17 protein-coding genes are annotated in these 26247 nt (G+C 61.7%); 9 read left to right on the top strand and 8 right to left on the bottom strand.

Annotation, left to right across the window (positions count from 1 at the left end):
• Position 1: 1 nt before the first annotated feature.
• The 5 genes from HKK52_RS04730 to HKK52_RS04710 all read left to right on the top strand — a co-directional run bounded on the left by HKK52_RS04730 (position 2) and on the right by HKK52_RS04710 (position 11501).
• On the top strand, positions 2 to 1366 hold the full coding sequence (locus tag HKK52_RS04730) for a TolC family outer membrane protein (RefSeq protein WP_169369765.1): 1365 nt from the start codon (positions 2 to 4) through the stop codon (positions 1364 to 1366).
• 135 nt (positions 1367 to 1501) lie between these two features.
• Complete coding sequence (eprS, locus tag HKK52_RS04725) at positions 1502 to 4462, top strand: autotransporter serine peptidase EprS (RefSeq protein WP_169369764.1); 2961 nt, start codon at positions 1502 to 1504, stop codon at positions 4460 to 4462.
• Between the two features lie 286 nt (positions 4463 to 4748).
• The gene (locus HKK52_RS04720) at positions 4749 to 7820 is read left to right on the top strand and encodes an autotransporter serine protease (protein ID WP_169369763.1); all 3072 of its coding nucleotides are present in this window, start codon (positions 4749 to 4751) and stop codon (positions 7818 to 7820) included.
• A 24-nt stretch (positions 7821 to 7844) separates the two neighbouring features.
• Positions 7845 to 9548, top strand: a complete 1704-nt coding sequence (locus HKK52_RS04715) for a polyurethane esterase (RefSeq protein ID WP_169369762.1) — start codon at positions 7845 to 7847, stop codon at positions 9546 to 9548.
• Between the two features lie 99 nt (positions 9549 to 9647).
• Positions 9648 to 11501, top strand: coding sequence for a polyurethane esterase (locus HKK52_RS04710; protein ID WP_169369761.1), 1854 nt, complete (start codon positions 9648 to 9650; stop codon positions 11499 to 11501).
• Between the two features lie 174 nt (positions 11502 to 11675).
• Here HKK52_RS04710 and HKK52_RS04705 read toward each other — a convergent pair whose 3' ends face one another.
• The gene (locus HKK52_RS04705) at positions 11676 to 14072 is read right to left on the bottom strand and encodes an Ig-like domain-containing protein (protein ID WP_169369760.1); all 2397 of its coding nucleotides are present in this window, start codon (positions 14070 to 14072) and stop codon (positions 11676 to 11678) included.
• Between the two features lie 438 nt (positions 14073 to 14510).
• Between HKK52_RS04705 and HKK52_RS04700 the strand changes: the two genes are divergently transcribed.
• Positions 14511 to 14876 (top strand): hypothetical protein, encoded by a 366-nt coding sequence (locus HKK52_RS04700; RefSeq protein ID WP_169369759.1) that lies wholly within the window; start codon positions 14511 to 14513, stop codon positions 14874 to 14876.
• A 104-nt stretch (positions 14877 to 14980) separates the two neighbouring features.
• Here the strand turns inward: HKK52_RS04700 and HKK52_RS04695 are convergent, their stop codons facing one another.
• Positions 14981 to 16219, bottom strand: a complete 1239-nt coding sequence (locus HKK52_RS04695; protein ID WP_169369758.1) for an acyl-CoA dehydrogenase family protein — start codon at positions 16217 to 16219, stop codon at positions 14981 to 14983.
• A 357-nt stretch (positions 16220 to 16576) separates the two neighbouring features.
• Here HKK52_RS04695 and sfnG point away from each other — a divergent pair, with 357 nt between their 5' ends.
• On the top strand, positions 16577 to 17671 hold the full coding sequence (gene sfnG / locus HKK52_RS04690; RefSeq protein WP_169369757.1) for a dimethylsulfone monooxygenase SfnG: 1095 nt from the start codon (positions 16577 to 16579) through the stop codon (positions 17669 to 17671).
• A gap of 134 nt (positions 17672 to 17805) precedes the next feature.
• Here sfnG and HKK52_RS04685 read toward each other — a convergent pair whose 3' ends face one another.
• Together HKK52_RS04685 and HKK52_RS04680 are read right to left on the bottom strand one after the other, a co-directional pair.
• Complete coding sequence (locus HKK52_RS04685; RefSeq protein WP_169369756.1) at positions 17806 to 18285, bottom strand: nuclear transport factor 2 family protein; 480 nt, start codon at positions 18283 to 18285, stop codon at positions 17806 to 17808.
• A 50-nt stretch (positions 18286 to 18335) separates the two neighbouring features.
• Entirely contained in the window at positions 18336 to 18899 is a 564-nt protein-coding gene (locus HKK52_RS04680; protein WP_169369755.1) for a TetR/AcrR family transcriptional regulator, read from the bottom strand.
• Between the two features lie 240 nt (positions 18900 to 19139).
• Between HKK52_RS04680 and pssA the strand changes: the two genes are divergently transcribed.
• A complete protein-coding gene (pssA, locus tag HKK52_RS04675) occupies positions 19140 to 20483 on the top strand; it encodes a CDP-diacylglycerol--serine O-phosphatidyltransferase (protein WP_169369754.1) in 1344 nt (447 codons plus the stop codon).
• A gap of 107 nt (positions 20484 to 20590) precedes the next feature.
• Here pssA and efeO (HKK52_RS04670) read toward each other — a convergent pair whose 3' ends face one another.
• From efeO (HKK52_RS04670) to efeU, 4 genes are read right to left on the bottom strand one after another with little or no spacing between them, the layout of a single operon-like run.
• A complete protein-coding gene (gene efeO, locus HKK52_RS04670; protein WP_169369753.1) occupies positions 20591 to 21415 on the bottom strand; it encodes an iron uptake system protein EfeO in 825 nt (274 codons plus the stop codon).
• 21 nt (positions 21416 to 21436) lie between these two features.
• Positions 21437 to 22732, bottom strand: a complete 1296-nt coding sequence (efeB, locus tag HKK52_RS04665; protein ID WP_169369752.1) for an iron uptake transporter deferrochelatase/peroxidase subunit — start codon at positions 22730 to 22732, stop codon at positions 21437 to 21439.
• Positions 22733 to 22750: 18 nt separating this feature from the next.
• A complete protein-coding gene (gene efeO, locus HKK52_RS04660; RefSeq protein ID WP_169369751.1) occupies positions 22751 to 23950 on the bottom strand; it encodes an iron uptake system protein EfeO in 1200 nt (399 codons plus the stop codon).
• Between the two features lie 8 nt (positions 23951 to 23958).
• Positions 23959 to 24798, bottom strand: a complete 840-nt coding sequence (gene efeU, locus HKK52_RS04655; protein WP_169369750.1) for an iron uptake transporter permease EfeU — start codon at positions 24796 to 24798, stop codon at positions 23959 to 23961.
• Positions 24799 to 25002: 204 nt separating this feature from the next.
• On the opposite strand from efeU, the gene HKK52_RS04650 reads away from it, so the two are divergent.
• Complete coding sequence (locus HKK52_RS04650; RefSeq protein WP_169369749.1) at positions 25003 to 26019, top strand: AraC family transcriptional regulator; 1017 nt, start codon at positions 25003 to 25005, stop codon at positions 26017 to 26019.
• The last annotated feature ends 228 nt before the right edge of the window (positions 26020 to 26247 follow it).

Raw genomic sequence — 26247 nt, 5'->3', positions numbered from 1 at the left:
GATGTTCGGCTGTATGAATAAGCTTTCCATGCTCGGGGCCGCCCTGGCGTTGCTGACCTGCAACAGTGCGATGGCCCTGGGGCCGTTTGAAATCTACGAACAGGCGTTGCGCAATGACCCGGTGTTCCTCGGCGCCATCAAGGAACGGGATGCCGGCCTGGAAAACCGCATCATAGGCCGCGCCGGGCTGTTGCCCAAAGTGGGTTACAACTACAACAAGGGGCGCAACACCTCCAAGGTCACGCAGATTAACGAAGGGCGTCCAGACTTCACCGAGGACCGCAATTACAGCAGCTACGGCTCGACCTTGACGGTGCAACAACCGTTGCTCGACTACGAGGCCTACGCGTCGTATCGCAAAGGTGTGGCGCAGTCGTTGTTCGCCGACGAAGCGTTCCGTGGCAAGAGCCAGGAATTGCTGGTGCGGGTGCTGGAGAACTACACCAAAGCGTTGTTCGCCCAGGACCAGATCGACATTGCCCAGGCCAAGAAGAAGGCGTTCGAACAGCAGTTCCAGCAGAACGAACATATGTTCCGCCAGGGTGAGGGCACGCGTACCGACATCCTTGAGGCCGAGTCTCGCTATGAATTGGCCACGGCCGAGGAAATCGAGGCCCGTGACGAACAGGACGCGTCGTTGCGTGAGCTCGGCGCGCTGATTGGCGTGCCGGCGGTCAACATCGGCGATCTGGCGCCACTGGACCAGAACTTCCAGACCTTCGCCCTGCAACCGGCCAATTACGACACCTGGCACGAGATGGCCGTGGCCAACAACCCGAACCTGGCCTCCCAGCGCCAGGCCGTGGAAGTGGCGCGCTACGAGGTCGAACGCAACCGCGCCGGGCACCTGCCGAAAGTCAGCGCCTACGCCTCGGTACGCCAGAACGAATCGGAAAGCGGCAATACCTACAACCAGCGCTACGACACCAACACCATCGGCATCGAAGTCAGCGTGCCGTTGTACGCCGGGGGCGGGGTCTCGGCGATGACCCGCCAGGCCAGCCGCACCATGGAGCAGGCCGAGTACGAACTGGACGGCAAGACCCGGGAAACCCTGATCGAACTGCGCCGCCAGTTCAGCGCCTGTTTGTCGGGGGTGAACAAATTGCGGGCTTATCAAAAAGCCCTGGTCTCCGCCGAAGCGCTGGTGGTGTCGACCAAGCAAAGCATCCTCGGCGGTGAGCGGGTCAACCTTGATGCGCTCAATGCCGAACAACAGCTGTTCACCACTCGAAGGGACCTGGCCCAGGCGCGGTATGACTATTTGATGGCGTGGACCAAGTTGCATTACTACGCCGGGACATTGAACGACCAGGACCTGGCCAAGGTGGATGAGGCGTTCGGCCAGGGCCCGAAAACCCGATAAACATTTCAAGAAAAGATCGCCTATCCCCGCAGGAGCTGCCGAAGGCTGCGATCTTTTGATTTACCAGCGATCTTGCAGACGCCAAAAGATCGCAGCCTGCGGCAGCTCCTACAAAAACAAAAAAAGCGAGAAGACATGGAAGTACAGATCAAGCCGATATCGGTCGGCACGTTATTGCTCCTGGTTTCTGCCATCCCACAAGCAGCCCAGGCCCAATACCTCGAAACCGGCAAACCCGGCGACGCCGCCAGTTGGCGCACGGCGGAATTCCAGCGCGATTGGGGCCTGGCCCGCATGCAGGCCGATCAAGCCTACGCCGCCGGCATCACCGGCAAAGGCGTGAAGATCGGTGAACTGGATTCCGGCTTCGATGCCAGCCATCCCGAGTTCGCCACCGACCGTTATCACGCGGTCATGACCCGCGGCACCTACGTCGATGGCACGCCGTTCAACGTCGACGGCACGCTCAACCCCAACAACGATTCCCACGGCACCCACGTCACCGGCACCCTGGGCGCGTCCCGTGATGGCACCGGCATGCACGGCGTGGCGTACAACGCGCAGATCTACGTGGCCAACACCAACAAGAACGACAGTTTCCTGTTCGGCCCCAACCCCGATCCGCAGTATTTCAAAGCGGCGTATAACGCCCTGGCCGATGCCGGTGTGCGTGCGATCAACAACAGCTGGGGCAGCCAGCCGCCGGATGTCAGCTACCGCACCCTCGATGACTTGCACGCGGCCTACGCCCAGCACTTCAACAAAGGCACCTGGCTGGATGCCGCCGCCGATGTTTCTTCCCGTCGCGGTGTGATCAACGTGTTCAGCGCCGGCAACAGTGGCTACCCCAACGCCAGCGTGCGTTCGGCGCTGCCGTACTTCCAGCCGGGCCTCGAAGGCCACTGGCTGGCGGTCTCCGGGCTCGATCAAGCTAACCAGCAAAAGTACAACCAGTGCGGGATCGCCAAGTACTGGTGCATCACCACCCCTGGCGCGAAGATCGACAGCACCATTCCGGACGGCGGGTACGCGATCAAGTCCGGTACCTCGATGTCGGCGCCCCACGCCACGGCCGCCCTGGCGCTGGTGATGGAACGCTACCCGTACATGAACAACGAGCAAGCGCTGCAAGTGCTGCTGACCACGGCGACCCAGCTCGACGGTTCGATTACCGATGCGCCGAACACCCGGGTCGGCTGGGGCGTCGCCAACCTGGACCGGGCGATGCGCGGGCCGGGGCAATTGCTCGGCGCGTTCGACGCCAACCTGGGGGCAGGGCAGAGCGATGTGTGGAGCAACGGTATCAGCGACAAGGCGTTGCTCCAGCGCCAGACCGAAGACGCCGCCGAACACAGCGCCTGGCAACAGACCCTGAAAGATAAAGGTTGGGAAAACGGCGTGGCGGCGGGCGCCAGTCAGCAGGATCAGACCGACTACGCGGTGGGCATGGCGCGGGATAGCGCGGCGGCCACGCGCGTCTACGAAGGCAGCCTGATCAAGTCCGGCGCCGGGCGCTTGATGCTTACCGGCGACAACACCTATCGCGGGCCGACCACGGTCAACGGCGGTCTGCTGGCGGTCAACGGTTCGCTGACTTCTGCGGTCACGGTGAATGACAGCGGCACGTTGGGCGGCTCCGGACGAATCGGCGCATTGACCGCCAATGCCGGCGCCACGGTGGCCCCGGGCAATTCCATCGGCACCTTGCAAGTCAGCGGCGATGTGACCTTTGCTCCGGGTTCGACCTACGCCGTCGAACTGTCGCCGACAAACAGCGACCGGATTGTCGCCGGCGGCACGGCCAACGTCAGCGGCGCCACCGTCAGCCTGTCCCTGGAAAACAGCCCGACCTTGCTCAGCACCGCCCAGGTGCAAAGCCTGCTCGGTCATCAGTACGACATCCTGCAAGCGGCCGGCGGTATCCAGGGGCAGTTCGGCGCGGTATTGCCCAACTACCTGTTCATCGGCGGCACGCTGGATTACGCGGCGAACAGCATTCAGCTGAACGTTGAGCGCAACGCCACGAGTTTCGCCAGCGTCGGCCAGACCCCGAACCAGCGTGCCGTGGCCGGCGCGGTGGAAGGGCTCGGCGCAGGGAATGCGGTGTACGAAAGCCTGTTGCTGTCGCCGACCGCGAGTTCGGCACAACAGGCGTTCCAGCAGTTGTCGGGGGAAATCTACCCGGCGCTGGGTTCGGTGCTGATCAACGACAGCCGTTACCTGCGCGATGCCGTGGGTGAACGCCTCAACGATGCCAATAGCGCGCACAGCAACGGCTGGATCAAGGCCCTCGGTGCCTGGGGCAAGACCGATGACCGTCACGACACGGCGGGCTACACCACCTCGATTGGCGGTTTGCTGGCGGGTGTCGACGGTGCGGTGGATGAGCAAACCCGGATCGGCCTGGTCGCCGGTTACAGCGACAGTTCGGTGAACATGGGGTCGGGCACGCATTCCTCGGCGCAGGTCGACAGCTATCACCTCGGCGCCTATGCCGGCCATGAGTTGGGCGCCTGGCGCCTGAGCGCGGGCGGTGCCTACAGCTGGCATCGCGCGGATGTGAAACGTGACCTGCAATACGGCGACGTCAGCGCCAAGCAGAAAGCCAAGGTCGATGCGGCCACGACCCAGGTCTTCGGTGAGGCGGCGTATCGCCTGAACCTGCAACCCCTGGCGCTGGAGCCGTTCGCGAATCTGGCCTACGTGCACCTCGACACTGAGGGCTTCACCGAGAAAGGCGACGCCGCCGCGCTGAAAAGCCATGGCGACACCCGCGATGCGGTGCTCAGTACCTTGGGCCTGCGCGCCTTGAAAACCGTGCACCTGTCGAGCCAGCAGCAACTGGACCTGAGCGGCAGCCTCGGCTGGCAGCACAACCTGAGCAGTGTCGATTCCGAGCAGCGCCTGGCGTTTGCCAGCGGTGGCAGCGCCTTCGCGGTGGAAAGTTCGCCACTGGTGCGCGACGCCGCGCTGGTCGGTGCCCACGCCAGCCTGGCGCTGAGCCGTGATATTCGCCTGAACCTCGATTACACCGGCCAACTGGCCAGCCGCGAGAAGAGCCATGGTGTGGGGTTGAGCCTCAACTGGCAGTTCTGACCGGCCCTCGGTGACCGCGGGCTCGAGTCGACGCGGTCCATGTAGCAGCTGCCGAGGCACGAGGCGGCGTTCGGCGGCGAAGCCGTCGTGAAATCAGGCGGTGCGGTGTTTCAGGGAGACCGTGTGCGCGGGATTGACGACTGCTGCGCAGCCGAACGCAGCCTCGTGCCTCGGCAGCTGCTACATGGCCGAACGCAGGTTTGGCAGCGGCTACAAGTCGCGGGAATAAAAAAGTGCGCCTTGAAGGCGCAGGGATTTTGGCAACACAACTAAGGAAGGTAGCTGGATGACGATTGAAAACAACAACAAGTTCGCCCTCAAATCCCTCAACCTCGCCGTGCTCTGCGCACTGGCCACGCTGGGCACCGCCCACGCCGCGCCTTACGTGGAAAACGGCAAGATCGGTGATCCCAACAGTTGGCGCAGCGCCGAGTTCAACGCCGATTGGGGCGTCGGGGCGATCAACGCCCAGAACGCCTACGCCGCCGGCTATACCGGCAAAGGCGTGAAACTGGGGATCTTCGACCAGCCGGTCTACGCCCAACACCCGGAGTTTTCCGGGACCAACAAGGTGATCAACCTGGTCACCAGCGGCATCCGCGAGTACACCGACCCGTACATCCCGGTCAAAGCCGGGGACGCGTTCCTTTACAACGGCGCGCCCTCGGTCGGCTTCGACGGCAAGCTCGGTGCTCACGGCACCCACGTCGGCGGGATTGCCGCCGGCAGCCGCGACGGTGGCCCGATGCATGGCGTGGCCTTCGGCGCGCAGATCATCAGCGCTGACAATGGCGACCCAGGCCCTGAAGACGGGATCATTCGCGGCAACGACGGCGCAGTCTACAAGGCCGGTTGGGATGCCCTGATCGCCAGCGGCGCGCGGATCATCAACAACAGCTGGGGCATCGGCATCACCGATCGCTTCGACCTCGGCGGGCGCGACCCGGCGTATCCGCACTTCACCGTGCAAGACGCGCAGTTGCAGTTCAACGAGATCCAGCCCTTGCTCGGCACCAAGCCGGGCGGCGCCTATGACGGCGCCATCGCCGCGGCCCGCAGCGGCATCGTCACGATCTTCGCCGCCGGCAACGACTACAACCTCAACAACCCGGACGCCATCGCCGGCCTGGCCTATTTCGTGCCGGACATCGCGCCAAACTGGATCACCGTCGCCGCCCTGCAAAAGAACCCGGACCTGACCAGCAGCGAGCTCTACAACATCAGCGTGTTCTCCTCGCGTTGCGGCTACACCGCCAGTTACTGCGTGTCGGCACCGGGCAGCAAAATCTACAGCTCGATCATCAGCGGCACCGACCCGAACAATGTCGGCACCGGCTACACCAACTACAACGGCACCTCGATGGCCGCGCCGCATGTGGCCGGTTCCATGGCGGTGTTGATGGAACGCTTCCCGTACATGACCGGCGCCCAGGTCGCCAGCGTGTTGCGCACCACCGCCACCGACCTCGGCGCACCGGGTGTCGACGCGTTGTACGGCTGGGGCATGATCAACCTGGGCAAAGGCATCGATGGCCCGGCTATGTTGGTTACCGAGCAGGACATCCCTGAGGAATTCCGCATTCAGGGTGCCTACGGTGACAGCCAGTTTGTCGCGGACCTGCCGGGCATCGGCGCGATTGTCGACGCCGGCAAACCCACCGAGCGCGTGTGCAACGACGTGCACTGCGGGCTCGACACCTGGCGCAACGACATTTCCGGGCATGGCGGTTTGACCAAGCAAGGCATCGGCACCCTGGTGCTGACCGGTGCCAACACCTACACCGGCCCGACCCTGGTCAATCAGGGGCGCCTGGCAATCAACGGTTCGCTGGCCTCGGCAGTCACGGTCAATGACAGCGGCATCCTCGGCGGTAACGGCCGCATCGGCGCACTGACCGCGAAAAGCGGCGGCACCGTGGCACCGGGCAATTCCATCGGCACCTTGCAAGTGGCGGGCGACGTGGTCTTCGAACCGGGTTCGACCTACGCCGTGGAACTGTCGCCGACCAGTAGCGACCAGATCATCGCCGGCGGCAAGGCTGTGATCGACGGCGCGACCGTCAGCTTGTCCCTGGAAAATAGCCCGACCTTGCTGACCACGGCCGAGACGCAATCCCTGCTCGGCCATCAGTACAACATTCTGCAAGCGGCGGGCGGTATCCAGGGCCAATTCGGTGCGGTACTGCCGAACTACCTGTTTATCGGCGGCGCCCTGGATTACACGGCCAACGGCATTCAACTGGCGGTGGTGCGTAACGCGACGTCCTTCAGCGCTGTCGGCCAGACCCCGAACCAACGCGCCGTGGCCGCTGCCGCCGAGCAATTGGGCGCGGGCAATGCGCTGTACGAAACCCTGCTATTGGCGCCGAACGCCGCAGTGGCGCAGCAAGCGTTCCAGCAACTGTCCGGCGAGATTCACCCGGCGGTGGGCACCATGCTGATCAACGACAGCCGTTACCTGCGTGATGCGGTCAGTGATCGCTTGCGTGAACGTGATCTGTTCGACGCCGGCGCGCCGACCGATGACAAAAGCAACCTGTGGGTCAAGGTTCTTGGCGCCTGGGGCAAGAGCGATGGCGGCAACGAAAACGCCAGTTCCAACAGCTCCATCGGCGGCTTGCTGGTGGGTGGCGATGGCTTGATCGCTAAAGATACCCGTCTCGGTTTCGTCACCGGTTATAGCAACAGTTCGTTGAGCATGGGCGATGGCACGCATTCGTCGGCCGACGTCGACAGCTACCACTTGGGTGCGTACCTGGGGCATGAAATCGATGCCTTGCGCCTGAGCGTCGGCGGTGCCTACAGCTGGCATCGGATTGATGCGAAACGTGACCTGCAATTCGCGGACGTCAGCGGCAAGCAGAAAACCAAACACGATGCGACCACCGCGCAAGTGTTCACCGAAGCCGCTTATCGTCTGGACCTGCAACCCCTGGCCCTGGAACCGTTCGCCAAACTGGCCTACGTGCACCTGAACAGCGAAAGCTTCACCGAGAAGGGTGATGCCGCCGCGCTCAAGGGCGGTGAAGACAACCGCGACGCGGTGCTGTCGACCCTCGGCCTGCGGGCGAGCAAAGCCATTGCGCTGTCCGACCAGAAACAACTCGAACTGTCCGGCAGCCTCGGCTGGCAGCACAACTTGAGCAGTGTCGATACCGATCAACACCTGGCCTTCGCCAACGGCAACACCGGGTTCAACGTGCAAAGCGTGTCGATGGATCGCAACGCCGCCGTGGTCGGCCTGCGTGCCGGGCTGGCGTTGAACAAGGCAACCCGGGTGAACCTGGATTACAACGGACTGCTCGGCTCCAACGAAAAGGATCACGGCGTGGGCCTGACGTTGGACTGGCAGTTCTGATTTGACGCAAAGGAAGCAAAAAACATGGGACTGTTTGATTACAAAAATGCCGGCAGTGCGGCCGGCAAGGCGCTGTACAGCGACGCCATCGCGCTGACGTTGTACGCCTACACGCCGACGGGCAAGCCATTGCCCGCCACCGGTTGGGCGCCGATTGGCGCCTCGGCCCTGGGCTATAAAGGTACGGTCGATGCCAAGGGCAGCTTCTTTGGCGAGAAGGACGGCTTCACCAGCGCCGAAGCCGAAGTGCTCGGCAAGTACGACGCGGCCGGCAAGCTGATCGGCCTCGGCGTGGCGTTTCGCGGCACCGGTGGCCTGGGCTACAGCGATACGTTCGGCGACATCAAGAACAACCTGCTGGCCGCCATCGGCCCGGTGGATTACGCGAAGAACTACGCGAAAAGCGCCTTCGACACCTTGCTCAAGGACGTCGCCGCGTTCGCCATCGCCCATGGCCTGAGCACCAAGGACGTGCTGATCAGCGGCCACAGCCTCGGTGGCCTGGGGGTCAACAGCCTGGCGGAACTGAGCGGCGATAACTGGGGCGGTTTCTTCAAGGACGCCAACTACGTGGCCTTCGCTTCGCCGACCCAAAGCGTCGCGACCAACGTGCTGAACATCGGTTACGAAAACGATCCGGTGTTCCGTGCGCTGGACGGCACCACATTCAGCAGCGGTTCGGTGGGCAAGCACGATGGTTATCAGGCGTCGGCGACCAACAACATCGTCAACTTCAATGACCATTACGCCTCCACCGCGCAGAACCTGACGCCGTTCAGCATCCTCAACCCGCTGAGCTGGTCGGCCCATGGCTCGTTGGGTTATGCCGACGGCTTGAACCGGGTGATCGGTTCGAGTTTCTACGACCTCACCAGCAAGGACTCGACGCTGATCGTCTCCAACCTGGCGCTGGATTCCCGGGGCAAGACCTGGGTCGAGGATTTGGGCCGCAGCGGCGAGCCGCACACCGGCAGCACGTTCATTATCGGCACCGACAGCAATGACTTGCTCAAGGGCGGCGCCGGCAATGACTTCATCGAGGGCCGGGCCGGTGACGACCGTTTCCGCGATGACGGCGGCTACAACATCCTGCTGGGCGGCAAGGGCAGCAACACCTTCGAGCTGCAAAAGCCGTTGCAGAACTTCAGCTTTGCCAACGACGGCGACGGCACGCTGTATGTGCGCGACGCCTACGGCGGCATCAGCCTGACCCGCGACATCGGCGCGCTGGTGAGCAAGGAGTCGAGCGGCTGGTGGGGCATGACCAGCAAGGAGATCACCTACAGCGTCAGCGCCAATGGCTTGCTCAACGGCAGCGAATTGACCCACTACAACCATTCGCTCAACGGCGACGCCTACGGCAACACCCTGGCGGCCACCGTCGATGGCGACTGGTTGTTCGGCAATGCCGGGGACGACCTGCTGCGCAGCGACAAGAGCCACGTCACCTTCGTCGGTGGCGCGGGCAATGACGTGATGCACGCCTCGGGCGCCGGTAACAACACGTTCCTGTTCAGCGGTGCCTTTGGTTTCGACACGATCAATGGCTACCAGGGCAGCGACAAACTGGTGTTCATGGGCGTCCAGGGCGCGGGGCAGGGCTATGACTACAAGCAGCACGCTTCACAGTCGGGCCATGACACGGTGCTGAAGATTGGCGATTTTGCCGTGACCCTGGTCGGGGTCGGACTGGATAACCTGTCGGCTTCCGGCTTCACGTTCGCATAACAAAGCGGCATGCACTGAAATGCTCCGGGGCGCCTCGTCAGTGAGGCGTCCTGGTTGTGAGCTATCTCTGACAATTCCAACAAAGAGAGGCAATACCAAATGGGTGTGTACGACTACAAAAACTTCAGCACAGCCGATTCCAAGGCGTTGTTCAGCGATGCCATGGCCATCACGTTGTACTCCTATCACAACCTCGATAACGGCTTCGCCACCGGTTATCAGCACAACGGTTTCGGCCTCGGGCTGCCGGCGACGCTGGTCACGGCGCTGATTGGCGGCACCGATTCCCAAGGGGTTATTCCGGGGGTGCCGTGGAACCCCGATTCCGAAAAACTCGCACTGGAAGCGGTACAGAAGGCCGGCTGGACCCCGATCACCGCCGCGCAACTGGGCTATGACGGCAAGACCGATGCACGGGGAACCTTCTACGGCGAGAAGCCCGGGTTTACCAGCGCCCAGGTCGAGATCCTCGGCAAGTACGATGCCCAGGGTCATCTCACCGAAGTCGGCATCGCCTTTCGCGGCACCAGTGGCCCGCGGGAAATCCTCATCGGCGACTCCATCGGCGACGCGATCAACGATCTGCTGGCGGCGCTTGGCCCTAAGGATTACGCCAAGAATTACGTCGGTGAAGCCTTTGGCAAACTGCTCGGCAATGTCGCGGCATTTGCCAGTGCCAATGGCCTGTCGGGCAAGGACGTGCTGTTCAGCGGCCACAGCCTCGGCGGCTTGGCGGTCAACAGCGCGGCGGACCTGAGCACGGACAAGTGGGGCGGTTTCTACAAGGACTCGAACTACATCGCCTACGCGTCGCCGACCCAGAGCAGCAACGACAAAGTGCTCAACGTCGGTTATGAAAACGACCCGGTGTTCCGCGCCCTCGACGGCTCGACCTTCAACCTGGCGTCAGTCGGCGTACACGATGGGGCCAAGGCTTCGGCGACGGACAACATCGTCAGCTTCAACGATCACTACGCCTCGACGGCGTGGAACGTGCTGCCGTTCTCCATCCTCAACATCCCGACCTGGATTTCACATTTGCCGACCGCGTACGGCGACGGCATGAACCGGGTGATCGAGTCGAAGTTCTACGACCTCACCAGCAAAGACTCGACCATCATCGTCGCCAACCTCTCGGACCCGGCGCGGGCCAACACCTGGGTCCAGGACCTGAACCGCAACGCCGAAACCCACAAAGGCAGCACCTTCATCATCGGCAGCGACGGCAATGACCTGATCCAGGGCGGCAAGGGCAATGACTACCTCGAAGGCCGCGACGGCAACGACACCTTCCGCGACGGTGGCGGCTACAACATCGTGCTGGGCGGCAAGGGCAGCAACCTGCTGGACTTGCAGCAGTCGGTGAAGAACTTCGTGTTCGCCAACGACGGCGTCGGCAACCTCTACGTGAAGGACGCCAACGGCGGGATCAGCATCACCCGTGACATCGGCAGCATCCTGACCAAGGAACCGGGGTTTCTGTGGGGCGTGTTCAAGGACGACGTGACCCACAGCGTCACGGCGGATGGCTTGAAGGTCGGCAGCAACGTCACGCAATACGCCTCGACAATGAAGGGCGGCGCGGGTGCCGATACGTTGACGGCGCATGCCACTGGCGACTGGTTGTTTGGCCTGGACGGCAACGACCATTTGATCGGCGGCAAGGGCAATGATGTGTTCGTCGGCGGCGCGGGTAATGACCTGCTGGAATCGGGCGGCGGCATCAACACCTTCCTGTTCACCGGTGCCTTTGGCCAGGACAAGGTCGTGGGCTATCAAGCCACCGATAAGCTGGTGTTCATGGGTGTTCAAGGGGTGACGCCGGACGATAACTTCCGCGCGCATGCCTCGGCGGTCGGGCATGACACGGTGCTGACGTTTGGCGCGGATTCGGTGACGTTGGTGGGGGTTGGGCTGGAGAGTTTGTCTGGCTCCGGGATTGTGATCGCCTGATAGGGACCCTTCGCGGGCAAGCCTCGCGCCTACAGGGATCTGCGGTGTACACCAATATTGTGTAGGCCGCCAACCCCCGTAGGAGCAAGGCTTGCCCGCGAAAGCGTCGTATCAGTCAACATCCCTGTTGAATGTGAAATCGCCTTCGCGAGCCAGCTTTGCTCCTACAGAGTGCTAATAAGCCTTGATGCCATAGGCCAGCGCCGTTCCTGCGTCCCAGCGACCGATGGCCTGTCCGTCCCCGGGAATATGGACGACGTAGTGATCGGTCCTTGTTCCGACCCGCTCCGAGGACCAATAGAAGTCCGCGCCCATGGACCAGCGGTTTCCATACTGGGCGAGGACCTGGCGTATTTCATCAATGCTTGGTAAACGGCCTCCTGCGCCATTCGCTGCGTTGTTGGCTGCCCCCCACTGGACACGTCCCAGGCCAAAGCACTGCATAACGCCTGTCACCGTCACGGTATAAGACTTTATCTGTTCGGCGCTGTCTTTTGCGCTGATCGTTGCCTGTCCGTTTTTTCTTACGGTCACCAACCCATCGGCATTCACCACGGCAACGACCGTGTCACTGGAGGTGTATTGGTAGGGCGGGATACCACCACTGGCGCGGTGATGAACGGAGGTTCCCGTGCCAAATACCGGCAACGTCGCTGGACTTCCCGGGAGGATGTAGCACCTGCCGCTCAGCGTGACCGGGGTGGTGTTGAAGCTGAAGGGGGGAGCGGCCCTGACCTGGTAGCTCCTGACCGGAAACCCCACCGCCCCCGCCTCATTCGCCACCCCATCAAAGTTCACCTTGAACGTAATCCGCAGCTCTCTTCCATCCTTGAGCCCTTTAAGCCAACCCACCGGCGCAGGCGTGTCCAGCCCCGGCGACGTGGTGTGAACGTCACCCTGAAGGTCGGGATATGTGACCGGGTTTCCTGCGCTGTCGGTGCCGGCATAGTCCAGCCACAGGCGCTCACCCGCCACATGCGGCCACGGCGTTACCTTTAACAGGGCGGTGGCCTCTAGCTCCATCACGTTCAACTCGGTTCCGGTGTTGCCATTAATGGTCGGCGTCGGCAACCGCGTATCCCCATCCGCAATCCGGTTCACCTGCAACACCAACGGCAACGATTCCCCTATCGGCACCCCGCCACGAATCAACGCCCAGGTCAGCTCGATATCCTTACCCTGGCGTGCCGCGAGAAATTCCGGGCTGAGGGTGAAGTCGGATTGGCCGGCCGAGAAGTCCTGCTCTGGAAACGGCGTCGCGCCCGGTGGTGGGTTGATTTCCTTGAGCTGCGCCTTGTCCCCGGGGTTGTTGGCAAACGTTACCCGCACGGTCACGCCACTGGGGTAGGCCAGCACATCGAGCGGGCTGATGGCCGGGGCCACTAGCGTCGGTGGGTTCAGGATGGGGCTGTCGGCGCCAATCACCGGTACCGAAATTGTTCTGGAAACGCCAACGGTGCTGCCGCCTCTGAGCAGCGTATATGACGCTCGTACCACGTCGTGGAGTATCACGTTGACGTTGGGGATTTGCATGAAGCAGGTCTTTAACTGAAAGCCGTCGGTTTCGATGGTGCCGGTGAAGGGCACATCGACGCCCGAAGGTGCCCCGGTAAACCGGCCCTCGACTTGGTCGCCCGCTGCAAACACGGGCGCCCTGGGTATCACCACCACGATCAGGGGCGCGCCCTTGAGTTTGTCGAGGTCCACCGTCAGCGGATCGTCCATCGGGTCGGTGAGGTCTTCACGCAGGATCGGCGCATCCAGCACCTCCCGATCCACATCCACATCCGCCTTGAGGGTCTTCGACCAGCGCCGCCGCTGCGTCGGGTTGCGCAATTGATCGACCACGGTGTAGGAAATCGCAAAATCCGCGCTATTGCCGGCCTGTTCAAACATCGCCCGGGTCAGGATGATGACCACCGCTTGGCCGACCTGTGCGGGCTGCACGGTGAAGGTGAACCGCTCGCGCCGCAGCTCGACGGTGATGACGTCGTAAGCCTTCATGAACGGATAAAACACGGTCAACGCCACGCCTTTGTCCGCGTCGTCCTTGCCAATCACTGGCGGGTCGCCGAGTTCCGGCGGCAGGCTGATGTCGAGGTACGGATGGTCGTCATCGCCGGGCACGCTGTTGCCGCCGGGTAGCTGCGCGCTGTAGATCAACCAGAGGGGGATCGAGTCGGCCACGTTGCCGCTGGGACGGTGGATTTTGTAGGCCAGGCGGTTGTTGACGCCATCGAGCAACAGCGACTCGAACAGCGTGAATTCCGTGCGTTTGTCGCGGTCGGCAATCGGGATGGGGCGGTTTTCCAGGGCTACGCCGTTGAGCCACAGCTCGATGGAAATGCTGTCGTCGCTTGGGCCGTCGTGCGGGGGCGGGTCGATCAGCACGTTCACCGCATTGGCCAATACACCCTGTTGATTGAGCACCGGCGTGAACAAGGCCAAGGGCAGGCCCTCCACCGGTTCGTTGGGTGGCACGGACGTGTAGGGGATGACGTTGGGAGTGGCGCCCAGGATAATGGGCGGATAGATGACCAGGATGTCGGCGTCGGATTGTTCAGTGGCCATGGTGCACCTATGGGCTCGGTGGGCATGGCTCATGAAATAGCGACGGTGCGGGTTTGGCTACTGTCAGAAATTACAGGTTGGGGGTGGTTTCGGATGAGTGGACACACGCCTGTTTGCGTACACCGCGATCAGGGGTAGGAGCGAGGCTTGCCCGCGAAGAGGCCCTGATGGCTGGCCTCAAACCGGCATTTAACCCCGAGCCCGAATCCGCCGCCCCAACACATCCATCACATCACAGTCATCGCGCAACAACTTGTGGGCGCCTGCTCGCGTAGAACGCTAACGCAATCATCTGCCTGTCACCGTGACTCGAAGGTCACGCCTGGACTCCAATACCCTGCACCAACAGGAACCGGCACTAAAGCAGCCGCCCACTTCTGCGTTATTTCTACAACGCACGAGCGGCATGCCGCCATTGAGTACAGGAGATTCAGTCACGTGAGTAACAGCAAGAGGTTTGTCTTGGGATTGGCGTTGGCCGTGTTATCGGCAAACGCCGTCGCAGAACTGCCTCACAGCTCGATTTTGAGCCGTTATGGCATGACGCCAGATGAGTTGCCGAAACCGGCCGCCATCGAAACCCAGGCACCCGTCGAAGAGAAAAGCCGTTTTCAGATTGAGCCGGAGCAGCCCTGGGCGACGATCCGCATCGGTGACGGGAAGAAGCCGGAAGTGACCGGCAACATCAGCATCGATCATTCGGTGCAGCAAGAATATGACCGGTGCCAGAAGCTGCGGGCGGAGATGATCAAGCGCGGGGAGCGCTATATCGTTTGTGATACCAGCATTCCGGGAATGCCTTGATTTTGTAGCGTCAGTGATGCCCCCATCGCGGGCAAGCCTTGCTCCTACAGATCGCGCAACCCGGAGCAAAGCTTGATCGCGATGGCGTCATCCCAGCCAATACATCACTTACGCTCAGGCCCATTCCCGATCTGCCACACAAACGGCGGCTCTGTCCCGTTAATCACCCAATCCCCCACAATCCGCGCCTTGTAGATCACCGGATTGTGCGACGACACCGTCCGCGCATTGCGCCAATGCCGATCCAGGGATTTGCCTTGACGAATATCGGAAGCCCCCAGCGCATTGAACAGCTCAGTGGTCGCGCGCTGGATCAATTCGGTGACCACCACCTGCGCCTTGGCCGATTCGATTTCCGCCGCGACATTGGCTGCTCGTTCCAACGTTTCATCACCCGAGAAGCGTGCCTCGTAGGCTCTCTGCGCCGGTTGCGCCGCCTTCAAGGCGCTGGCCTCGGCGGCATACACCAACGCCGCAATATCCCCGACCACTTGCTGCACCTGCGCATCCTGGCTGACATGGTGGGCATTGCCATGGCTGTAGATGCGTTTGCGTTCCCGCACCTGATGCGCCACATCGCGTAGCGCGGCGCGGCCGATGCCGGCCAGGGTCGCCAGCAGCACCAATTGATAGAACGCGGTCTGGTATTTGAAGCGGGTGGCGAAGTCGATGATGTTCTCGGCGTCCACTTCGGCATCGACAAACCGCGAGGTGCCGCTGCCGGTGGTGCGCTGGCCGAAGCCGTCCCAGTCATCGCTCTGCACGATGCCGGGTTGGCGGGTGCGCACGGCGGCGATCACGTCGCCACCGGTATCGCTGCGCTGGGCGTAGACGTCGATCCAGTCGGAGAAAATGCTGCCGGTGCTGTAGAACTTCTCGCCGTTGAGCCGCCATTGATCGCCATGGGGCGAGACTTTGGTGATGACATCGCCGATGGCCACGCTGCCGATTTCCGTCCAGGCGCAACCGACGATATCGCCGGCCACGAAGCGTTTGAACCAGACATCCCGCGCCGGGCCGGGTGCGGCGTTGAGGCGATCCTCGGCAAAGGCGAAATGCCCGCGCAAGGCCTGGGGCACGTTGGAATCGGCTTCGGCCAGTTCGATCAACAGTTCGAACAGCTGCGGCACCGAAGCACCGCCACCGCCGTATTCCACCGGAACGCGCACGGCGCCGAAGCCGGCCTCCTTGAGCCATTGGATGGGCTCGTAGGGCAGGCTGCGGGTTTGTTCGCGCTCAACGGCACCGGCGGCGATGCGCTCGAAGATCGGCCGGAATCGTGCGGCCAGCGTTTCATAGTCAGTGCCGGTGGATAGGGGGTTGATGATCTGGTGGTCGGTCATGGAGGCTGTTCCTTGGATCGGCAGTAGAGACAGTGGGTGATTGCACGGTCCATGCCGGGGCTGTCGGGCCAGGGTTTATTGAGCGATGTGGGTTTCAACGAGACTTGAACTGTTGCTGTGCCAACAGCGCAGCAGCAAATTGCCCCTGACACACCCTCTATCTATGGCAAAAGAATCTCCTTGTGGCGAGGGGGCTCGCCCCCGTTGGGTCGCGAAGCGGCCCCAAAAAATGGGCCTGCTGCGCAGTCCAGCGGGGGCAAGCCCCCTCGCCACAATTCTCATACCCTCCAGATTTCTGCCGGTGGCACGGTTGCTGCTCTAACCCAAAGACTTCCCAAAAGTCCCGAGGACACGCCAATGAGTCAGCAAGCCGTCAAATTTGCCTACTGGGTCCCGAACGTCAGCGGCGGGCTGGTGGTCAGCAAGATCGAACAACGCACCCACTGGGGCATCGACTACAACCGCAAGCTGGCGCAACTGGCCGAAGCGGCGGGGTTCGAATATGCCCTGACCCAGATCCGTTTCACCGCCGGTTACGGCGCCGAGTTCCAGCATGAATCGGTGGCCTTCAGCCATGCGCTGCTGGCCGCCACCACCACCCTCAAAGTCATCGCCGCGATTCTGCCCGGCCCCTGGCAACCGGCGCTGGCGGCCAAGCAACTGGCGACCATCGACCAACTCACCAACGGCCGGGTGGCGGTGAACATTGTCAGTGGCTGGTTCAAGGGCGAATTCCAGGCCATCGGCGAACACTGGCTGGAGCACGATGAGCGCTATCGCCGTTCCGAAGAGTTCATTCGCTCGCTCAAGGGCATCTGGAGCCAGGACAACTTCACCTTCCGCGGCGATTTCTACCGTTTCGATAATTACAGCCTCAAGCCCAAACCCCTGGGCCAACCGGAAATCTTCCAGGGCGGCAGCTCCCGCGCGGCCCGGGACATGGCGGCGCGAGTGTCGGATTGGTACTTCACCAACGGCAACACGCCGGAAGGCATCAAGGCTCAGGTCGATGACATTCGGGTGAAGGCGGCGTCGAACAATCATTCGGTGAAGGTCGGGGTCAATGCCTTCGTCATTGCTCGCGACACCGAAGAAGAAGCCCGCGCGGTGCTGGCGCAGATCATCGACCAGGCCGACCCCGAAGCGGTGAATGCCTTTGGCGATGCAGCTAAGCAGGCGGGCAGGGCGTCACCGGAAGGCGAGGGCAATTGGGCCAAGTCGACGTTCGAGGATCTGGTGCAATACAACGACGGCTTCAAGACCAACCTGATCGGCACGCCGCAGCAGATTGCCGAGCGCATCGTCGCGTTGAAAGCGGTGGGCGTGGATCTGGTGCTGGCGGGGTTCCTGCATTTCCAGGAAGAGGTGGAGTACTTCGGCAAGCGCGTGTTGCCGTTGGTGCGCGAGCTTGAGGCCAAGGCCGGTGTGAAGGAACACGCCGCAGTCGCCTAAACACCCTAACCCCTGCCTAATGATCGTTCCCACGCTCCGCGTGGGAATGCATCCCGTGACGCTCTGCGTCACATCGAACGCGGAGCGTCCGTGGCGGCATTCCCACGCAGAGCGTGGGAACGATCGGTCTCGGTTTACAGGCCGAGATCGGACAGGCCCGGATGATCGTCAGGACGACGCCCCAGCGGCCAATGGAATTTGCGCTCGCTTTCCTTGATCGGCATATCGTTGATGCAAGCAAAGCGGTTGGCCATCAAACCATTCTCATCGAACTCCCAGTTTTCGTTGCCGTAGGAGCGGAACCAATTGCCCGAGTCGTCGTGCCATTCATAGGCGTAGCGCACGGCGATACGGTTGCCGGTGAAGGCCCAGAGTTCCTTGATCAGCCGATAATCCAGTTCCTTGGCCCATTTGCGGGTCAGGAAGCCCTTGGCTTCTTCGCGGTTGTAGGCGAATTCGGCGCGGTTGCGCCATTTAGTGTCCAAGGTGTAGGCGAGGGACACGCGCTGCGGGTCGCGGGAGTTCCAGCCGTCTTCGGCCAGGCGAACTTTTTCGATGGCCGATTCACGGGTAAACGGCGGTAATGGCGGACGAACTTCGGCATTAGATGACATTTAAATGTCTCCTTATAAAACTAAAGTTAAAACACGGCTTGATTAAGCAGTTACAGGTCCAATAACTTTCGCGCCATGCATTGCGCATTATCGGCGGCACTGTGATCACCCATCACAAGCGCTACGGTAATGGCTCCATCGATCAGGATCAGCAGCTGTTTGGCCAGTGCCTGCGGGTCGGTGGCGCCATGTTCGGTGCAAAGCTCGCACACGTAGTCGAGCAGTTTCTGTTTGTGGTCCTTGGCGACCAGGCGCACCGGGTCTTGCGGGTCGCCGGTTTCGCCGCTGGTGTTGATGAAGGCGCAGCCGCGAAAGCCTTCGGAGTTGAACCAGCCGGTGAGCACGGTAAACAGGTTGAGCAGCCGCTCGGCCGGGGTCGCGGCCTTGTCGACTTCGGTCCTGAACCAGAGCATCCAGCGTTCGTCGCGGCGTTGAAGAGCGGCGACGGTCAGCTCCTCCTTGTTGGCGAAGTAGCGGTAGATACTTTTCCGGGAGACGCCGGCGGTTTTCACCAGAAGATCCATGCCCGTGGCGGCAATGCCACTTTTGTAGATCAACTTTTCGGTGACGTCCAGGATGATGTCGCGTGTGTCGTTGCTGGTGATTTCGTTCATGTGGCGAACAGTAGAACGATCGTTCTCCTTGGTCAAGCGGATATTTCTACATGCTCGTTCCCACGCTCCGCGTGGGGAATGCATCCCGTGACGCTCCGCGTCACATCACGAACGGAACGCAGAGCGTCCCAGGCGGCATTCCCACACGGAGCATGGGAACGATCGGTGTGGCAGGAAGACCCAAACGGATCCATGGTGTAAGCTCTCGGGTTCTTCGGATTCGACCTTTTTGCGAGCCCTATGCCGTCGCTTTTCAAACGCTCTCTGCTGCCCAAACTGCGCAGTTTTCCGCTGACCGCCGATGCCGTCACCATTCTTTCCGGCGCCGCCGAATATCGTCGTTGCCTGCTGGAGAAGATCGCCCAGGCGACCCAGCGCATCTATATCGTCGCGCTGTACTTGCAACAGGACGAAGCCGGCCAGGAAATCCTCGATGCCTTGCACGCGGCCAAACTGGCCCGTCCGGAACTGGACGTGGTAGTGGTCGTCGATTGGTTGCGCGCCCAGCGTGGCTTGATCGGCGCCGGCAAGCAGCCGGGCAACTCGGCGTGGTATCAGGAGATGACCCGCACCCACGAAAGTGTTGTGCCGGTGTATGGCGTGCCGGTGCAAACCCGCGAATTGTTCGGCGTGTTGCACTTGAAGGGTTTCGTGATCGACGATTGCGTGATCTACAGCGGCGCGAGCCTGAACAACGTTTACCTGCACAAATTCGACAAGTATCGCTACGACCGCTATCACCTGCTGCAGAACAGCGCGCTGGCCGATTCCATGCAGCACCTGATCCAGCACGGCTTGATCGCCTCCAAAGCGGTGCATCGCCTCGACCTGCCGAACCTGCCGACCACCCGCAGCCTGCGCAACGACATCGGCGACCTGCGCAGCCGCCTCAAGCACGCGACGTACGACACCACATTGGGCAGCACCGCCAAAGGTGGCCTGTCGGTCAGTCCGTTGCTCGGCGTGGGCAAGAACAACCCGCTGAGCCGGGTGATCTGCGAGTTGATCGCCAGCGCCCAGCATCAACTGACCATCTGCACGCCGTACTTCAACCTGCCGCTGCAAGTGACCCGGGAAATCAACCGCGCCCTGGCCCGTGGGGTGAAGATCGACATCATCGTCGGCGACAAGACCGCCAACGACTTCTACATCCCGCCCAGCGAGCCGTTCAAAGTCATCGCGGCGCTGCCATACCTCTACGAAATCAGCCTGCGCCGCTTCGCCAAGCGCCATCAGCGCAACATCGACAGCGGCCAGTTGAACCTGCACCTGTGGCGTGATGGCGATAACACCTATCACCTCAAGGGCATGTGGGTCGATCTGCGCTACACCTTGCTGACCGGCAACAACCTTAATCCGCGGGCGTTCCGGCTCGATCTGGAAAACGCGCTGCTGATCGACGACCCGAAAAGCGAATTGCAGGCACCGCGCAATAAAGAACTGGCGGAAATTTTCGAGAACACCCGGCGCGTCGAGCGTTACCTGGACCTGGAAACCCTGCCGGAATACCCGGCGGCAGTGGCCAAGTTTCTCAAGCGGGTGAGTCGAGTGCGGATTGAGCGGTTGCTCTATCGGATGTTGTAAGGCTTAAAAGCAAAAGAACGCAGCCTACGGCAGCGCCTACATCGGGATGAGGTACACCCTGTAGGAGCTGCCGAAGGCTGCGATCTTTTCGCAAACAACGCCGATATTTAATTCAGCCCCAACTTCCCACGCAACGTCGACAAATCTTCAGCCAACGTATTCACCGGCCCAACCAGCGCCTTACGGTCAGCGTCCTTCACCTTGTCGTAAGTCTCGAAACCGCCATCCTTGGTTTTGTACTTGGCCAGGATCTTGTCCACGGTCGCGAAGTTCTTGTCGACCTTGGCAATGAACGCCGCGTCTTGCTTCTCGATCTGCGGGTGGAACAGGTCGACGATTTTCTTCGCGCCGTCGATGTTGCCCTGGAAGTCATAGAGGTCGGTATGGCTGTAGCGGTCTTCCTCACCGGAGATCTTGGTCGCGGCGACTTCTTCGAGCAGGGCAGCGGCACCGCCGACCACTTTTTCAGGCGGGAAGGTCAGGCCGGCGACGCGAGTTTGCAGATCCTTCACGTCTTTGTTCAGGCCGTCAGCCAGTGCGTCGAGGCCCTTGGTACTTTTTTCCGAAAACAGCGTGTATTCGATGCGGTGGAAACCGGTGAAGTCTTCGGCTTTCACGCCTTTTTCGTGGTCGTCGACACGGGAGTCGATGGATGCATCGAGGTCACTGAACAGTTCGGCAATCGGCTCGATCGACTCGTAGAACACGCGGGTCGGTGCATAGAGCTTTTGCGCGGTAGCCAGGTCACCTTTCTTCACGGCGTCGGTGAACTGTTGGGTATGCTCGCCCAGTTGGTCCAGTTGTTCGGTGACGTAGATCTTGTAGTCCGAGACCGGTCCCACCAGATCCAGCGGCGCCGTCGCCGCGAAAGCCGAAAACGGGGTGGTGAGCAAGCCAAGGGTCAGCATTAAAGCGAGTGGCGACTTTTTCATGGGACGGTTCCGAGTTGGGGGTTATGCAGTTTTTGTGGGCTGTGTAGCGTTGAGCAGCGAGCGACCGATGAAGTCCTTGTCGCCGGTGACACCCGGCAAGGTGAAGAAGTACCCGCCGCCCACCGGCTTGAGGTATTCCTCCAGCGGTTCGCCGTTGAGTCGGGTCTGGACCGTGATGAAGCCTTTTTCCAGGTCCGCCTGGTAGCAGATGAACAGCAGGCCCATTTCGAGCTGGCCGTTCTTGTTCACGCCGTTGGAATAGTTGAACGGGCGGCGCAGGATCAGGTTGGCCTGGGTCGCGGCGGTGCGCGGATTGGCCAGGCGGATGTGCGCGTCGAGCTTGGTCAATTTGCCTTCTGGGTCCTTGGCGTAGTCCGGGACCTGGCCTTCATGCTCGCCGCCCATGGGCGCGCCGGTGCTCTTGACCCGGCCGAGGATGCTTTCCTGTTCCTGCAGAGGCGTGCGGTCCCAGCGCTCGACGAAATTGCGGATGATCCGCACCGCCTGGTAGCTGCCATGGGCGGCCCAGGCCGGTTCGTCGCTGCCGGGCTGGACCCAGACGATGCTGTCCATGGTCTTGGCATCGTTGGAGTCGGGGTTGGCCGAGCCATCGCGAAAACCCAGGAAGTTACGCGCACTCTGCGGCGGTACACCGGGTTTGGCCGGGGCTTGGGGCGGTACGCTGCCTTCCTGTTTCCAGCGCACCAGCAGCAAGTCCGGCAGGTTTTTCACGATATCGCGCAGGGCGTGGATATTGGTGTCGGTGGTGTTGGCGCAGAACTGCAAGCTCAAGTCGCCGTGGCAGCAATCGGCTTCCAGGGCATCGTTGGGAAAGCCGACCATGCGGATCAGGCGCTTGGGTTTGGCACTGGCCAGGCCGAAGCGCTCGTCGAACAGCGACTCGCCGACCGATACGGTGATGGTCAGGTTGTCCGGCGTCACCACCGGCCCCAGAATCCCCGAATCCACCGGCGGCAACTTCGGATCAACCTGGGTCACCGCGCCGCCCTTCATCAGGAACGCGATACGCTGGTTGAGGGTGCGGAACAGCCGCTCCAGGTCTTCCCTGTCGCTGGCCAGCACATCGAACGACACCAGCATGCCCGACGCCGGGCGCGGGGTAACGATGCCGCTTTGGTGCTGGCCATAAAAGGCGTGGCGATCTTCGGTCTTTTCACTGCTCGGTGCTTCGGTGACCTGGCTGGACGCGGCCATCGCCGGGCAGCTCAGGGCGCTGCCGGCCAACGCGACACCGGCGGCGCCCATGCCCATCAAGACACGGCGACGCTGGGCGGAAAACTGTTCTAAGTCTTTCATCTAAAAGTCGTCTTCTACTTACAGGCCGGAAAGGCCAAGGGCTGGATCGATTTCGTCGAGTACGGCGGCCAGGGCCTTGGCCTTGTCGGCGATCTGTTTGCGCTGCTCGGTACTGACCGTGTCGTAGCTGGCGTAGCCGTCCTTGACCTTGAAACCGTTGAGTTCGGCGTCGAATGCGGCGATGGCGCTGTCGATCTTCGGCAATAGCTCGGCGGCAGACTTGCTCAGCAAGGGCCGCAACAGGTCGACGACTTTGCGTGCGGCGTCGAGGTTGGCGGCGAAGCCGTTGAGGTCGGTGTGGCTGTAGCGTTCTTCTTCACCGCTGCTGGCGCGTACCTCGGCGATGCTGTTGAGGTTGCGCACCACGATGCTCACCAACTGCTCCGGCGGCAGGGACTGGGCGAGCAACTGCTGCTTGAGCGTGGTGATGTCGATGATCAACTGCATGGCCACCGGTGCCAGGGCGTCGAGTTTGCGTTGCTGGAACAGCGCGTATTCGAGGCGGTGGAAACCGGTGAAGCCAGGGTCCTGCTCGCGTTTTTCGAAGTAATCGGCGCGGGCGTTGACGGCGTTGTCCAGCTCGGCCAGACGCTGGGCAGCCGGGGCGATCCGTTGATAGGCCGCGCGAGCCGGCACGTAAAGGGCCTGGGCCTGGGCCAGATCGCCCGCTTCGATTGCTTGCTTAAGCGCCGTCACCGCTTTGATCAGCGCGCCGCTCTGGCTGCTCAGGTACACCCGGAATTCCGACAACGGACCGATGAACGCAACCATCGATGGCCGGGCCTTGGCGGCGGCATCGGACGCGGCGGTCGGGGTCACGTGCAAGGTGCCGCGCGGGTTGCTCAGCAAGCCGCAAGTGATGGCGTAGTCGCCGGGCGCCAGGTTGGCGTTGATCACCTGGCTCAGGCCCGGCGCGATGTTTTCCCGTTCTTCGACCACCAGCACGCCGTCGAGGATTTCCCATTCCACCGCCCGGTCCGAGCGGTTGACGATGCGGAAACTCGAATGCCCGGCCGGGACCGTCAGCGCATTTGGCTCGCAACTCTTGGGGTGAATGCTCACCAGCACTTCGTCATGGTTGGTCTGGCGCTTGGCTGCGGCCATTTTCGAGGCGTAGTAGAACAGGCCACCGGCCGCGATCATCACGATCACCGAACCGGCCACCGCCCAGCGCAGCGCGCGGGGAGGGGAAGCCACGGGAGGAGTTGGCGTTGACATGAAAGCCCTTACTGGCTGGAAACGGAAGAAGATTGCTTGGCGGCCGCCGGGGCGGGGAGGAAAAACATCACCAGCGCCACCACCAGGTAAATCAGATACACGCCGAGGGTGCTGACGGTCGGCGCGTCCTGGTAACCGAACATGCCAGCCAGCACCGAGCCCAGCGGGCCGTCCATCGGCAGCGTGGCGCTGAAGTCGAAGAGTACGGTTTGCAGGTGATTCCACACCCCGGCTTCATGCAGCGCTTGCACCGAGTTGGAGAGAATGCCGGCGGCCACCACCAGGATGAACAGGCCGGTCCAGCGGAAGAACGCGCCGAGGTTCAGGCGCATGCTGCCGGTATAGATGAGGAAGCCGACGATGATCGCCAGGATCAGGCCGAGCAGGGCGCCAATCGGTGCCGCCGGGCCTTCGCTTTGCTGGAACACCGCGAGCAGGAAAAATACGGTTTCCAGGCCTTCCCGGGCCACGGCGAAAAACACCATGGCGATCAGCGCGGTGACCTGATGCTTGGAGCCGGCCAGGGCGTGATCGAGGGAAACATGCAGGGAATGCTTGATCGAACGCGCCACCTTGCGCATCCAGAACACCATTGAACTGAGGATGCCGACCGCCACCAAACCGACGATGCCTTCGAACAGTTCCTGTTGCTTCTGCGGGAATTCTGCGCTCATCAATTCCAGGCCACCGCCGACCAACAGGGCCAAAGCAGCAGCGAGGAACACACCAATCCACACGGCGGGCATCCATTGACCGCGACCGGTTTGCTTGAGGTAACTGGCAATAATGCCGACGATCAACGCCGCTTCAATGCCTTCGCGCAGCATGATCAGAAAGGGGACAAGCATTCAGCACCGTTGAGTTAGTTAGGCAGCTAAGTTGTAACATAATGACACTCATTCTCACATGCAATTGATTGACTTTTGCTGAACCTAAGCTGAACGCCCCCAAAAGATTACGCCACCCGATCATTCCCACGCAGAGCATGGGAACGAGAGTGGATTCAGCTAATATGCCCAGCACTCAAACAGGCACAAGGCTCACCCCGCGCGATGTCGGAAAAAGACACCATCTCCATTCAACTGGTGCGTGAAGCGCTATTGCAAAGTTGTGCCCCCGGCGCGGCGACCGAAGAGGTGTTGCACAAGGTCGGCATCGACCCGCAGTTGTTGTTGAGCCCCGACGCCCGGGTTCCAGCCACTGCGTATGCCCGTTTGTGGCGCCTGCTGGCCCGGCGCGGCGACGATGAATTTTTTGGCATGGACCCGCGTCAGCTCAAATCCGGCAGCCTCGAATTTTTATGCCGCTGCGCCATGGTCCAGCCCAATCTGGCCGCCGGCCTCACTTCGGGCCTGAGCTTTCTGTCATTGATGCTCGAACACCTGCCCGCGCAACTGGTGCGCCAGCAGAGTCTGGCGGAAATCGTCTTGCTCGAAGACGACCAGGACCCGCGCCGGGCCTTCACCTATTTCACCTATTGGATGATCGTCCACGGCGTCGCCTGCTGGCTGGCGGGGCGGCGGATTCCAATCCTGGCCATCGAACTGCGCTGCCCGGCGCCGGATTTCTGCGATGACTATCAGGTGATGTTTTCCGAAAACCTGCGTTTCGACCGACCACGCACGCGGATGATTTTCGCCGCCGATTGCCTCGACCTGCCGATCAAGCGCAGCCCGGAAGAACTCAAGCGCTTCCTGGCCCACGCGCCGGCCAACATCCTGGTCAAATACCGCGACCCGGAAAGTCTGGCCAGTCGCATCAAGCACGATTTGCGGCAACTGCCCGCCGAGCAATGGCCGGAAACCGAGGCGTTGGCGCAGCAACTGTGTATGTCGGCTTCGACCCTGCGCCGTCGTCTGGCCGAAGAAGGGCAGACCTGGCAGGGTTTGAAAGACAGCGTGCGCAAGGAACTGGCGATTGTCTGGCTGGCAGAACCGAGCATCAGCTTTGTCGAGATTGCCGCGCGATTGGGGTTTGCTGATGCGAGTTCGTTCTATAAAGCGTTTCGCAAGTGGTCGGGGACCAATCCGGGGCATTACCGGAGTTTGATTCTTAACGAACCCAGCTAGACGCCGATCGTTCCCACGGGTCGCGTGGGAACGATCAGGGGGTGTGTACGCCCCGGTCCTTTAGGAGCGAGGCTTGCCCGCGAAGGCGGCCTTCCAGGCGCCACGACTCTCAATCCTTGGCCAAACCAGTCACGCAACTTGATAGCTTTGACCATTGCCCCACACCCCGCGCAGCGCGAGTATTCCTCTGTTAATTACGGTTCCCCCAACCTAATAAAAATACAGAGG

This window comes from Pseudomonas sp. ADAK2, from assembly GCF_012935755.1.
Taxonomy (GTDB): Bacteria; Pseudomonadota; Gammaproteobacteria; order Pseudomonadales; family Pseudomonadaceae; genus Aquipseudomonas.
This window is presented reverse-complemented; position numbering and strand designations above follow the sequence as displayed.